This window comes from Arthrobacter sp. 05T47, assembly GCF_056395825.1.
Map to the genome: position 1 here is coordinate 93,566 of NZ_JBFTKG010000007.1, position 12,665 is coordinate 106,230.

13 protein-coding genes are annotated in these 12,665 nt (G+C 68.2%); 5 read left to right on the plus strand and 8 right to left on the minus strand.

Features of this window, described 5'->3' with window-relative positions:
- Positions 1–72: 72 nt before the first annotated feature.
- From AC1DEY_RS07960 to AC1DEY_RS07975, 4 genes are read left to right on the plus strand one after another with little or no spacing between them, the layout of a single operon-like run.
- Positions 73–846, plus strand: a complete 774-nt coding sequence (locus AC1DEY_RS07960; protein ID WP_476867485.1) for an SDR family NAD(P)-dependent oxidoreductase — start codon at positions 73–75, stop codon at positions 844–846.
- A gap of 42 nt (positions 847–888) precedes the next feature.
- Positions 889–2,661: a dihydroxyacetone kinase family protein gene (locus AC1DEY_RS07965; RefSeq protein ID WP_476867486.1), complete on the plus strand. Its 1,773-nt coding sequence runs from the start codon at positions 889–891 to the stop codon at positions 2,659–2,661.
- Complete coding sequence (locus AC1DEY_RS07970) at positions 2,658–3,140, plus strand: RpiB/LacA/LacB family sugar-phosphate isomerase (protein ID WP_441411110.1); 483 nt, start codon at positions 2,658–2,660, stop codon at positions 3,138–3,140. Before AC1DEY_RS07965 ends, AC1DEY_RS07970 begins: the two co-directional genes overlap by 4 nt.
- A gap of 45 nt (positions 3,141–3,185) precedes the next feature.
- Positions 3,186–4,067, plus strand: coding sequence for a cytochrome c oxidase assembly protein (locus tag AC1DEY_RS07975; protein ID WP_476867487.1), 882 nt, complete (start codon positions 3,186–3,188; stop codon positions 4,065–4,067).
- Positions 4,068–4,103: 36 nt separating this feature from the next.
- On the opposite strand, the gene AC1DEY_RS07980 is transcribed toward AC1DEY_RS07975, so the two are convergent.
- The 4 genes from AC1DEY_RS07980 to AC1DEY_RS07995 all read right to left on the minus strand — a co-directional run bounded on the left by AC1DEY_RS07980 (position 4,104) and on the right by AC1DEY_RS07995 (position 7,917).
- Entirely contained in the window at positions 4,104–5,225 is a 1,122-nt protein-coding gene (locus tag AC1DEY_RS07980; protein WP_476867512.1) for a sulfite oxidase, read from the minus strand.
- 155 nt (positions 5,226–5,380) lie between these two features.
- Entirely contained in the window at positions 5,381–6,235 is an 855-nt protein-coding gene (locus AC1DEY_RS07985; RefSeq protein WP_476867488.1) for an SDR family oxidoreductase, read from the minus strand.
- 4 nt (positions 6,236–6,239) lie between these two features.
- A complete protein-coding gene (locus AC1DEY_RS07990; protein WP_476867489.1) occupies positions 6,240–7,244 on the minus strand; it encodes an aldo/keto reductase family protein in 1,005 nt (334 codons plus the stop codon).
- A gap of 40 nt (positions 7,245–7,284) precedes the next feature.
- Positions 7,285–7,917, minus strand: coding sequence for a hypothetical protein (locus AC1DEY_RS07995; protein WP_476867490.1), 633 nt, complete (start codon positions 7,915–7,917; stop codon positions 7,285–7,287).
- A gap of 231 nt (positions 7,918–8,148) precedes the next feature.
- On the opposite strand from AC1DEY_RS07995, the gene AC1DEY_RS08000 reads away from it, so the two are divergent.
- Positions 8,149–8,613 (plus strand): YchJ family protein, encoded by a 465-nt coding sequence (locus tag AC1DEY_RS08000; protein ID WP_476867491.1) that lies wholly within the window; start codon positions 8,149–8,151, stop codon positions 8,611–8,613.
- Here the strand turns inward: AC1DEY_RS08000 and AC1DEY_RS08005 are convergent.
- The 4 genes from AC1DEY_RS08005 to AC1DEY_RS08020 all read right to left on the minus strand — a co-directional run bounded on the left by AC1DEY_RS08005 (position 8,586) and on the right by AC1DEY_RS08020 (position 12,504).
- Positions 8,586–9,344, minus strand: coding sequence for a hypothetical protein (locus AC1DEY_RS08005; protein WP_476867492.1), 759 nt, complete (start codon positions 9,342–9,344; stop codon positions 8,586–8,588). The two genes, AC1DEY_RS08000 and AC1DEY_RS08005, sit on opposite strands and share 28 nt — an antisense overlap.
- Positions 9,345–9,470: 126 nt before the next feature.
- Positions 9,471–11,504, minus strand: coding sequence for an acyl-CoA dehydrogenase family protein (locus AC1DEY_RS08010; protein ID WP_476867493.1), 2,034 nt, complete (start codon positions 11,502–11,504; stop codon positions 9,471–9,473).
- A 63-nt stretch (positions 11,505–11,567) separates the two neighbouring features.
- Positions 11,568–11,906 (minus strand): hypothetical protein, encoded by a 339-nt coding sequence (locus AC1DEY_RS08015; RefSeq protein ID WP_476867494.1) that lies wholly within the window; start codon positions 11,904–11,906, stop codon positions 11,568–11,570.
- Positions 11,907–12,129: 223 nt separating this feature from the next.
- Positions 12,130–12,504 (minus strand): PepSY domain-containing protein, encoded by a 375-nt coding sequence (locus AC1DEY_RS08020; protein WP_441411103.1) that lies wholly within the window; start codon positions 12,502–12,504, stop codon positions 12,130–12,132.
- Positions 12,505–12,665: the final 161 nt, after the last annotated feature.

The window sequence follows — 12,665 nt, forward strand, 5'->3', positions numbered from 1 at the left end:
GAACAGTCAAAACGGCGTTTTCCGAGCACTCGATTCCATCAATCAACACACCATGCATATTCAAGGAGCATCATGACCACCATCCAGCGCACCGCCGTCCTCACCGGGGCAACCTCGGACCGGGGCATCGGCATCACCACCGCCCGCCGCTACGCCAGCCAGGGCTGGGCCGTGGTGATCCTGGATCTCGACGGCGAGAAGTCCGCCAAGGTCGCTGCGGAGATCGGCAACGAATTCAACGTTCCCGCGTTTGGCCACGAGGTTGACGTCGCCAACGAGGACTCCGTGACAGCCGCGTACAACGCCGTGGCCGCCGAGGTCCGCTCCGGCAGCCTCCCCGCCGTCGGCGCCCTGGCCAACATCGCCGGCATCACCTCCCCGGTGCCGTTCCTTGAGACCACGCTGGACCTCTGGAACAAGGTCATGGCCGTCAACGCCACGGGAACCTACCTTGTCACCCGCGCCTTCCTGCCGGACATGATCGCCAGCGGCTGGGGCCGGATCGTGAACATGTCCTCCGTCTCCGCCCAGCGCGGCGGCGGCGTCTTCGGCAAGGTCCCCTACTCCGCAGCTAAGGCCGCCATCCTGGGCTTCACCAAGGCCCTGGCGCGCGAAATCGGCAGCACCGGCGTGACCGTCAATGCCATCACCCCCGGCGCGGTGGACACCAACATCCGCGTCGGCAGCACCGAAGAACAGGAAGCCGCCATCAACGCCGGCATTCCCCTGGGCCGCAACGCCAGCACCGAGGAAATCGCCGCCGTCATCACGTTCCTGTCCTCCGAGGAATCCGCCTACCTCACGGGAACCACCATCGACATCAACGGCGGAAGCCACATCCACTAGCAGCCACGCCGACCAGACCGAGCGCAGCCGAGAGAGCCCACGATGACCAGAATATTTAACGACCCGTCAGATTTCGCCGAGGAAGCCCTCGCCGGCTTCTGCGACGTCCACGCGAACCTGGTGCGCCAGGTCCCCGGCGGCGCTGTCCGCCGGCACCGGCCCCGCGAGCCGAAGGTGGCCGTGCTGGCCGGCGGCGGCTCGGGGCACTACCCGGCCTTCGCAGGGCTGATCGGCACCGGGCTGGCCGACGGCGCCGTCGTCGGGAACATCTTCACCTCGCCATCTGCCCAGCAGGCGTACTCCGTGGCCAAGGCCGCGGATTCCGGCGCCGGCGTTGTCTTCACCTACGGCAACTACGCCGGCGACGTCATGAACTTCGGTATGGCCAGCGAACGGCTCGCCGCCGAGGGGATCGCAGTGGAGAACGTCCTGGTGACCGACGACGTCGCCAGCGCGCCGCCGTCGGAAGTGGAAAAACGCCGCGGCATCGCCGGTGACTTCACGGTCTTCAAAATCATGGGCGCGGCCGCCGAAGCGGGCGCTGACCTTGCCGGGGTGGTGCGCCTGGGCCGGAAGGCCAACGACCTGACCCGCACCATCGGCAGCGCCTTCCACGGCTGCACCTTCCCCGGCGCCGAGGCTCCGCTGTTCACGCTCAAGGACCGGCAGATGGGACTGGGCCTGGGCATTCACGGCGAACCAGGCCTGTTCGACACGGACCTGCCGCCCGCGAAGGAACTGGGCCAGGAATTCGTGTCCCGGCTGCTGGCCGAGACGCCGCAGGGTGCGGGGGACCGCCTCGCCGTCATTCTCAACGGGCTCGGCTCCACCAAGCACGAGGAACTCTTCGTCCTCTGGCTCAGCGTGGCACCGCTGCTTCGCGCCGCCGGCTACACCCTGGTGATGCCGGAAGTCGGCGAACTCGTCACAAGCCTGGACATGGCCGGTGTGTCACTGACCGTGACGTGGCTCGATGACGAACTCGAGCCGCTCTGGACCGCTCCCGCCGAAACCCCCGCCTACCGGCGCGGGAACGCAGCCCTCCCCGGCGTCGAGACGGACGAATCGGAGCATGGGGAGGACGCGGCCGCACCGGAGGCTTTCGCCGCGGCAGAGGCTTCCCGCGACTACGCAGGGCACTGCGTCGCCGCTTTGGCGGCGGCCCGCGAGGCACTCCACGACGCCGAGAAGTTCCTTGGCGACCTCGACGCCATCGCCGGCGACGGGGACCACGGGCGCGGCATGGTCCGCGGCATCGATGCGGCCTCTGACGCCGCCGCAGGGGCTGCGTCCCGCGGTGCCGGCGCGGGATCCGTGCTGACCACCGCCGGGGATGCCTGGGCAGATAACGCCGGCGGCACCTCCGGCGTCTTGTGGGGCGCCGGCCTGCGGGCCTTCGGCGAGTCCCTCGGCAACCACCACGCGCCCAGTGCTGCCGAACTCGCGGCGGCGGTGGCAGCCTTTGCCGCCCGGATCGCCGAACTCGGCAAGGCCGACGTCGGGGACAAGACCATGGTGGACGCGCTTGTCCCGTTTACCGGGACTCTCAGCCGGCTGGCCGGCGAAGGGGCCGGCGCGGATGCTGGCTGGACGGAAGCGGCACGGGAGGCCACCGCTGCGGCGCAGGCCACCGCGGCCCTGCGCCCGCTGAAGGGCCGGGCCCGACCCCTGGCGGAGAAGAGCGTCGGCACACCCGACCCGGGGGCGACGTCCCTGGCGATGGTCTTCACCGTGTTCGGCCCACACCTTGCCGGTGTGAATACTGCCGATGTGAAAATTGCAGGTGCGCAGCAGGCTGCCGGGGCACGCTCATGAGCCCGGCGGCCGGGATCCGGCTCATTGTTGGCGCGGACGAGGCCGGGGTGGACTACAAGGACCAGATCCTCGCTGACCTCCGGACGGACCCGCGGGTGGCAGAAGTCATCGACATCGGCGTCAACCGCGGCGACGCCCCCGAGCAGTTCGCCAAGCCCTACCCGTACGTGGGCATCGCGGCGGGGGAGCTCATCCGGGACGGGCAGGCGGACCGCGCCATCCTGTTCTGCGGCACGGGAATCGGCGTCGCCATTGCCGCCAACAAGGTCGACGGCATCCGGGCCGCCACAGCCCATGACTCCTTCAGTGTGGAGCGTTCGGTGCTGTCCAACGACTGCCAGGTCCTCACCATGGGCCAGCGCGTGGTGGGGCTGGAACTGGCACGGCGGCTCGCCCGGGAATGGATCGGCTACACCTTTGATCCGTCCTCCGCCTCGGCGGACAAGGTGAAGGTGCTCACCGACTTCGAGGGCTGCTGAGGCGGTGTCCGGGGTCCTCCAAGGAAAGGCGCCTAACATAGGCCCGTGCCGCCCCTTGAAGCAATCCTCACCGCCTGGCAGATCGACTGGGCCGCCGCCGCCCTGATCGGCGGTTCGGCGCTGCTGTATGCCCTTGGCCTCAAATCCGCGGCGGCGCGCGGCCACCGCCATCCCCTGTGGCGGACGCTGGCGTTCTATTTCCTGGGCCTGGGGTTCCTGACAGTGCTGACGTGCGGCTTTCCGGGCGTCTACAGCGCGCAGCTCCGGTGGGCTTTCACGCTCAAGATTTCCCTGTTGCTGTTCGTGGTGCCGCTGCTGATCGGCCTGGGAAAACCCATTTCGCTGGCCCGCGCGGCCCTCCCACCGCGGGGCGTCGACCGGCTGAACAAAGGGCTCTCACACCGTATGGTGCGGCTGGCCGGCAACTCGATGGCCGCCCCGCTGCTGGGCCTCGCGCTCTTCTCGACCTTCCTCACGCCCGCCTTTTACACCCTCCGCACTGACCCGCTGGCCGGGGCGCTGCTGACCGTCGGGGTTCCGCTGCTGGGCATGATGATGGCCCTGCCGATCATCGAGGAGGCAGACTTCCGCCGGTCCAGCGCGTTCTTCGTCGTGGAGTTCGTATTCGTTTTCATTGAGTTGCTGGTCGACGCCGTGCCCGGGATCCTCCTGCGCCTCAACGGCCAGGTCCTCGATCACGTCACCACGACGCCCTCCCCGCTGGGCTGGTTTCCTAACGCCCTGCGGGACCAGCAACTGGCCGGAGATGTCTTGTGGTTCATCTGCGAAATTGTGGATTTGCCCCTGATCATCCTGATGTTCATCCGCTTCTCGCGCAGCGACAAGCGCGAGGCCCGCGGCTTCGATGACCTCACGGATGAGGAACTCGACGAACTGAACGCTGAGCACCTGCGGCGCAGCCGCTGAGCCCCGAATTTCGGGCACTACTCCAGGTTTCGGGAGCTACTCCACGCTGACCTTGATCCGCTGCACCACATTGTTCCCCATGCCCTGGTAGTTCCACGCCGGTTCCAGCGGCTGCACGGCGCCGCTGGCATCCGTGGCACGGCAACTGAGCTCGTGCTCGCCGGGATCGGCCACCCACGGCATCGACCACGCGCACCACGCGAACGGCGCGGCCGGGTGCTCCAGATGGGCCGGGGCCCATTTTCCGTCAATCCCGACGTCGACGCGCTCCACGCTGCCCTGCCCGGACCACGCCCGGCCGGTCAGCATCACCGGTCCGCGGGGCAGGATCCTGTTCCGGGTGAAGAAATCCGGGACGCCCGGAGGAACCATGAGTGAGCGGACCTTGATCCAGGAGACCGGGGTGCCGGGGTCCTCGGCATCCTGCTGGTAGCGGTACGCCACGGACTGCTGGAAGCCGCCGAAGGGCTTGGTCAGGACCTTAATCGAGGACAGCCACTTTACGCTCGCCATGCCGTACCAGCCGGGCACCACCAGCCGGAGCGGATAGCCGTGCTGCGGCGGCAGGTCCGCGCCGTTCATCTGGTAGGCGAGCAGCACGTCGGGCCGCAGGGCCTCGCTGATCGGCAGGCTCCGGGCGAAGTGCTGGGCGACGCCGCCCTGGACGCCGCTGTCCGCCCCGGTGAAGAGCACCTCCACGGCGTCCTCGTCCACGCCGGCCTGGGTCAGCAGGTAGGCGAGCGGGACGCCGGTCCACACCGCGGTGCCGACTCCCTCCAGGATCCAGGGCTGGCTCAACGGGCGGGGCCGCAGCAGGGACCGGCCGTTGCCGGCGCATTCCAGCGTGACCGGGAGGCTGATGCTCGGTGCCCGGCGCAGGGCCCGCAGGCTCAGCTCCACAGCCCGCTGCACCGCCCCGCCGAGCTGCAGATGCCAGTGCTCGACGTCGATGAACGGGATGTCGAAGTGGGTGAGCACATAGTGCAGCCCGGGTGGGGTGGTATCGCTCCGCAGGGCCTCCAGCGGCATGGAATGATTCCGCACGGCAAGCTGGAGCTCGTCGGTGGTCAACGGGCCATAGCTCGGCTCGCCGGAATGTGGGGCGAGTTTCCGGCCCTGCCGGCGCGGGCTCTTCAGGACGGCGGAGTGGCGGGACATTTGCTTTGGCATGGCCTTGCGATTCTTCTCCGCACCGGCCCGGTGCTGGCCGGTGTCACCTGGAATCAGGTCTACGCCGCGGCCCGGAAACCGTCAACACCGGGACAGGCCGGCCTGTCCCGGGCTGGCCCGCCCTGTCGTGTCCGCCGCGCGGGCTACAGGGTGTGCGCCTCCGCGAGGAACTGCTCCAGGCCCAGCGGTTCGCGGCCGGTCAGCTCGTGCACGGCCGAGGTGGGGCCGGCCAGTTCGCCGGCCGCGATGGCCGTATAGGTGCTCACCCAGGCGTCCACCTGCCACGGCGGCGCCCCGTAGGAGGCGCGGGACGCGTAGGCCTCCTCCAGGGTCTCGTTGTGGAAGGTGATGGCCCGGCCGGTTCCGGCGGTCAGGAGTTCCGCGCCGCGGGCCAGCGAGATGTTCTCCGGGCCGGTCAGGTTGTAGGTCCGTCCCACGTGCAGGGCAGGGTCCCGCAGCACGGTGAGGGCCGAACGGGCTATGTCCGCCCGCGCCACGGCCGCCATGACGCCGGTCCCGGCGGGGCCGCGGATGACGCCGTCGTCACCGGCCAGCAGCGGCAGGAAGTCCAGGTAGAAGTTGTCCCGCAGGAACGTGTAGTCCATGCCGGAGGCCTTGATGCGCTCCTCGGTCGCGAAGTGGTCCCGGCCCAGGGTGAACGTGCAGTCCGGCCCCGCGCCGAAGAACGAGGTGTACACGATGTGCTGGATGCCGGCCGCTGCCGCCGCATCGATAAAAGCGTAGTGCTGCTGCAGCCGGTCCTCGGCCTCGGCCGCGGAGACCATGAACAGGGTCTTCGCCCCCGTCAGCGCCTCCTTGGCCCGCTCCTGGTCCGCGTAGGTGGTCACGAACGGGACGGCGCCTTCGAGCTCGGGCGCCCGGGCGGCGTCCCGGACCAGGAGCCGTTGTGGGCTTCCGGCCGCGGCCAGCAGCCTGGCCACCACACCGCCCAGGTTGCCGGTGGATCCGGTGACGGCGAGCTCGGGCACGTTGGGCATGGGATTAGGCCTCGCGGGAGGCGGGTGATTTGGTCTGCGCGGGGTCGCGTTCGGCCAGCGAGCCGATGACGGAATCGATCTTGTCCATGATCACGGAATCCAGCTTCAGGCCCGCGGCTGCGACGTTCTTCTCGATCTGTTCCGGCCGGGACGCGCCCATGATGGCCGAGGCCACGTTCTTGTTCTGCAGCACCCAGGCGATGCTGAGCTGGGCCATGGTCAGCCCGGCCTCCTCCGCAATCGGCTTGAGTTGCTGCACGCCGGTGAGGACCTCGTTGGACATCCAGCGCTCGATCATTCGCGAGCCGCCCTTGGAATCCGTGGCGCGGCTGCCTTCGGGAGCAGGCTTGCCCGGGTGGTACTTGCCGCTCAGCACGCCCTGCGCCATCGGGGACCAGACGATCTGGGACAGGCCCAACTCTTCCGACGCCGGAATCACCTCGGCCTCGATCACCCTCCACAGCATGGAGTACTGCGGCTGGTTGGAGATCAGCTGGAATCCCAGGTCCTTGGCGAGGGCATGGCCGTCGCGGATCTGGTTGGCCGTCCACTCGCTGACCCCGATGTACAGGGCCTTGCCCTGCCGGACGATGTCCGCGAAGGCCTGCATGGTCTCTTCCAGCGGCGTCTCGTAGTCATAGCGGTGCGCCTGGTAGAGGTCCACGTAGTCGGTCTGCAACCGCCTCAGGGAGCCGTTGATGGATTCCATGATGTGTTTGCGGGACAGGCCCAGATCATTGTGGCCTTTGGGTCCGGTGGGGCCGAACACCTTGGTGAAGACTTCCAGGGATTCCCGGCGCTCGTCCTTCAAGGCTGCGCCCAGGACCGTTTCCGCGGCCGTGTTGGCGTAGACGTCCGCCGTATCGAAGGTGCTGATGCCGGCGTCGAGCGCGGCACGGACGCACTGGGTGGCGACGTCGTTCTCCACCTGGGAGCCATGGGTCAGCCAGTTGCCAAAGGTGATTTCTGAAATCTTGAAGCCGCTGTTCCCGAGGTATCTGAATTCCATGGGTTCCAACGTAGCGGACTTGCCTGCCCGGGGTAAGGGCTCAGCCGGCTTTGCGCTCCTGGGCCGGCTGCTTGGCCTTCGCGGTCGGCAGACCCCGCAAGGACACGAGTGAGCCGGTGTCCAGCAGGGACTTCGCGGCGGGCATGGCGGGCTTCTTGAAGGCCAGCGGGATCGCGCCGAGGGTTCCATTGGTGTCCGTGGCCGACTCCACCAGGGCCGAGACTTCCGTGATGTCCCGGGCCGATGCGGAAGGGTTGGGCAGGTCCCGGACCTTGACCCGGACGGCCGGTCCGGCTTCGGCCTTGGCCCTCGCGGCGGCGCGGGCATCTGCCCGGGCCACGGCGGCTGCCCATTCGGGCGACAGCGCCGGTTCCTTCTTGCTTGCGTTCCGGGCGGGGCGGCGCGGTGTGGTCATCCGGGCCGGGACTGCGGGCTTCGGTGCCTTGGCCGGTTCGTCCCGCGTCGGCAGTTCCCGCGGCCGCTCGTCCCGCACCCCGGGACCACCGCTGAGGAGCCCGGTGACGGCCAGGACAACGAATGCCGCGAGCCGGCCGATCCCCGCGAGCACGAGGGTGGCGGCGAAAACCATGAAGAGGCCAAGGAACATCACGAACGCCACGCCGAGGGTCCCGAAAAAGGTCAAGTTCAGCGCAATGGTTGTTGGATCTTCCATGTCACCTCTCCTTGCCGGCCTGCTGCAGCGGGTTCCCGGCCGCAAGCATGTGGCGGGGCAGGAGCCGCTCTTAACAATACGTACTTTTCGGCCGCCCCGCGCCGACCCGCGCGGTCCTGGCGAAGATGTGTCAAAGCCGTTATCCGCCGGCGGGGCGCGCCGCCGCTGGCCGGGCGTCTATAGTCAAAGACAGCCCCGCCGGCGTTGTCCGGCCCGCCGGAAGGACATCTTGTGACGCACGCCGCAGCCGCCGATTCTGAACCCGCGGGCACGTCTGCCGCTGGCAGTTCCGGGAGTGGTTCTGCCGCCGCGTACCAGGGGAACTGTCCGTGCCTGTCCGGCGAGCAGTATGCCCAGTGCTGCGGCCGTTTCCATCGCGGGGATGCCGACGCGCCGACGGCGGAGCAGCTCATGCGGTCCCGGTACAGTGCCTTCGTGGTGCTGGACGCCGAATACCTGCTGCGGACGTGGCATCCGGACACGAGACCCGCTGAACTGGAGTTGGATTCGGGCATGCAGTGGCGCCGCCTGGACATCCTGTCCACCGGCCGCGGCGGCCCGCTGGACGCTGAAGGCACAGTGGAATTCGCGGCGCACTTCCGGCACGACGGCGAACGCGGCGTGCAGCGCGAAACCAGCCGCTTTGCGCGGGTGGACCGGCGCTGGTACTACGTCGACGGCGTCGTGTCTGCCTGATCSTCCACCGGTGCCGGGCTGAAACCCGCCTTGTCCACCCTGCGGTGGAAGCGCATGCCCGCGAGGCCGCCCAGTACGGCACCAACCAGGGCAACGGCGGCCACGACCACCGCCGCGATGATGCTCATGGTGTTCAGTTGGCCCTCGTTGACCGGGATGCGCGGGAAGCTGTTCAGATTGGCCAGGATATTGAAGCGCTGCCCGGCGACCAGGCCCAGCACCGCGACCACGATCGCTGCGATCAGGGCCCAGATCCAGACCATGAAGCCCTGCCTGGCGCCGTTGAAGCGGGCCATCCGGCCGGCCACATACCCGCCGCAGTAGTAGGCGACCAGGAGGATCACCAGCAGCACGATGATGCCGGCAAGCCCGATCGTCTGGTTGTTGGAGGCCTGGTTGACGGCGTCGTTCACGTCGGTGTTGGTGGCGAGCCCGACGGCGGTGCCGCCGGCCGCGACCAGCGCGGTGAGCAAGACGGCCGTGCCGGTGGCGGCCAGCCAGCCGAAGAACGCCGAGCCGACCTGGATGCCGCCGAACTGTTCCTTCTCACGGGCCACGACGGTTTGGCGGGTCGGGATCTCGTCGACAACCGTGTCGCCGGCACGCGTGTCACGGACAGGCGCGTCGCGGACGGGATCATCGTGGCGGACTGCCGTCACCGGCGCGGTTGCGCCGTCCGCCTGCGTGGTGTGGCGCGTCGTTTTGTCGTCGGGGCCTGCGGTGCTGCTCATGCGGACTGCTCACTTTCGCCGGATGTCCGGCACCGTAGGGGTGACGGTCTCCCGTAAACCTAACCATGGCGGATTCCGGTTAGCAAGGGTGCTTATTATCGGCTGTGGCGGTCTCGCGGGGTCCGTTCAGCGGTATTTGCGGTGCAGGTCCTCCCGGACGGAGGGGCGCCGGCTGGCGTCCGCGATCCACGGGCCGGTCCCTTCTGACTGGTCAAGGACTCCGGCCTCAAGCCAGGCATAGTCGCCGGCGAGGGTCTGGCGGGCCAGGACGTGGTCGGCGTCGTCGGTGTTCCGCCACAGCCGGTCGAAATATTCGTCCACGCGAACGCGGGCCTGTTCGCAGTAGGCCTCGGCGAGTTCGTATGCGGAGGCCCCGCGTTCGGGATGAGTCCGCAGCAGCATCTCGGCTCGGGAGCAGCACGCGGCCATGGCAAACAGCTCGGCGCCGATGTCCACAATCCGTCCCAGGAACGCCTGCTTGTGCTCCAGCTTCGCCTGCCAGCGGCCCATGCCGTAGAACGTCTGCCGCGCCAGGCGCCGGGAGGAGCGCTCCACGTAGCGCAGCTGTTTGGCGAGCCGGCCGAAGTCGCTGTAGGACCGCGGGTCCATGCCGGCGCCGGCCACGAGTTTGGGCAGCCACTTGGCGTAGAAGCCGGAGGCGCCGACGGCGGCCTTCGCCTTGTCCGAGAGGCGGGCGTCCTCCGAGGCGAGGTCTCCTGCGGCCGCCAGGTGCGCGTCCACGGCTTCGCGGGCGATCAGCAACTTCATGATTTCCGAGGAACCCTCGAAGATCCGGTTGATCCTCATGTCGCGGAGCTGCTGTTCCGCGGCGACGGCGCGCTCGCCGCGGGCTTCGAGCGAGTCTGCCGTTTCAAAGCCCCGGCCGCCGCGGATTTGCACGAGTTCGTCGGCGATGAGGCAGCTGATCTCCGTGGACCACAGCTTGGCCAGGGCCGCCTCGATCCGGATGTCCTTCTGCCCGGCGTCGGCCATTTCCGCGGAGAGTTCAAACACGGCGTCCAGGGCGAAGGCGCTGGCCGCGATGAAGGCGATTTTCTTGCTGACGGCCTCATGCTGGCCAATCGGCCGACCCCACTGCGTGCGGGCGTTGGACCATTCGCGGGCGATCTTCAGGCTCCACCGACCCGTGGCGACGCACAGCGCGGGGATCGAGAGCCGGCCCGTGTTGAGGGTGGTGAGGGCGATCTTCAGGCCCTGTCCTTCCCGGCCCAGCCGGTTGGCGGCCGGGACCCGGACCTGATGGAAGCGGGTGACGCCGTTTTCGATCCCGCGGAGCCCCATGAAGGTGTTGCGGTTTTCCACGGTGATGCCCGGGGAGTCCATTTCCACCACGAACGCGCTGATGCCGCCTTTGTGGGCGGTGCCGTCCGCGTCGGTGTGCGGCGGCACGAGCGCCATGACGACGACGAGTTCGGCGATGACGCCGTTCGTGGTCCATAGCTTGACGCCGTCCAGGACGTACGACTCGCCGTCGTCGGAGAGGACGGCGGTGCTGCCCATCCGGGCGGGGTCGCTGCCGACGTCGGGCTCGGTCAGCAGGAAAGCGGTGATGGCTCCGGCGGCGCAGCGGGGCAGGTATTCCTGTTTTTGGGCCGGCGTGCCGAAGACTTTGACCGGCTCCGGAACGCCGATGGACTGGTGCGCGGACAGCAGGGCGCCGAGGCTTGGGTGCACCGAGCCAAGCAGGGCCAGTGCGCGGCCGTAGTAGACGAGTGTCAGGCCCAGTCCGCCRTATTCGCGGGGAATCTTCATGCCGAACGCGCCGAGCTCGGCGAGCCCCTTGAGATAGTCGTCCGGGATCCGGTCGTCGCGCTCGATGGTGCGCCCTGACATCGTGCGGCAGTAGTCGGTCAGCCGGGCGATGAACGCCTCGCCGCGTTCGACGTCGTCGGCCGGGGCCTCGGGCCATGGGTGGATCAGGCCCAGATCGAAGTTGCCCAGGTAGAGGCCCTTCGCGAAACTGGGCTGCTTCCAACTGGTCTCGCGGGCGGCTTCGGCAATGGCGCGGGCGTCGGCGGCCGTGGCATCGGAGCCGATGTGGCCCGGAGCCCCCGCGGCCTCTGGCGCATCGGTCGCTGGCGTTGGGGTGCCGGGTGTTGGGGTGGTGGGTGCGGCGGGGTCTTCAATGGCGGAGCTCACTGGGCATCTCCTCTAACCGGGTGGCCGGCTTGAGCCCTGGATCCGCCGCGGGTGGAGGACCCTTCAGCTGTCCCGCAATACTACTCGCGGGTAAGTGCCTGTGCTAGGGGCAGCCTGCCCTTGATACTCGGCCCGAATGTCCGTGCCAAAGTCGACCTGGAAGTCGCCGGGAAGCTCCACTGTTGAGGCGTGGTGCACCAGCCGGTCCCATGCGTGGTTGATGCCGTGGACCAGGCCAACCAGGGCGCCGGCCACGAGGTACCAGGCGAGCCGTCCCACCCCAACCAGAACCATGGCGGCGAAGGCGGACACCATCATGAAGGCACCGATCATCAGGGCAAACACGAGGGTTCCCATGACCACCATCGTGCCCGTTTCCACTGCGCTTAGGTCGAACTGCATTCTTCCCCCTGCACCATTGCTTCGGTTGAACCAGTAGCCCGAGCGTAGGGTGCCGGAGAGGTGCTCAACTAGGGGCCTTTGAGCGTTCGTGGCCTCTTGATATGGGATCGAAATGCTACCGGGGCGTAGGTCACGGCGCGGTTGCGGCACCCTCACCAATCCCGGGTGTCGCACCGCTTATGTGTGCCGCTTATGTGCCTTGAAGTTAGTGCCGCAAAACCCGTCAGTCGTCGTCGTGTTCGGGGGCGCTCTGGCTCATGACCTGGAAGTCCGCTCCGAGGGCGACGTCAACGTGCGTGCCGTCGCTGAGCCGCACTTCAACCTCGTAGGCTGCGCCGGAGCCGTCGCGCTCCACTTCGGTGACGGTGCCCTGGCCTACTTTCGCCAGCGCGGCGCTTGATGCCATGGCGCGGTCGGCGTCGGTGAGCGCCGGTCCGTCGGAATCGTCATCGAGGCTCCCGATGCTGGCTGCCAGGCCGCCCAGGGTTCCGAGCCGAAAATCCCGGGCCTGCTGGGTGGCCCCGACCGCAATCGACGCCCCGCCCAGGATCACCGCTGCAGAGGCCGCCCCCGCGATCCACATCGTTCTCTTCCGCATGATCGTCTCCTTTCAGCTGGTCATTCCAGTGTGCTCCCACGGAAGGAAGCAGACAACGATGAATGCGGCGTGAGCCCTGCGTTAACCTTGTAGCTGGCAGTTTTGCGAATCCGCTGCCCCGCAACACCATCCCAACCCATCCGCTGGCAGCCGAAGGAGAG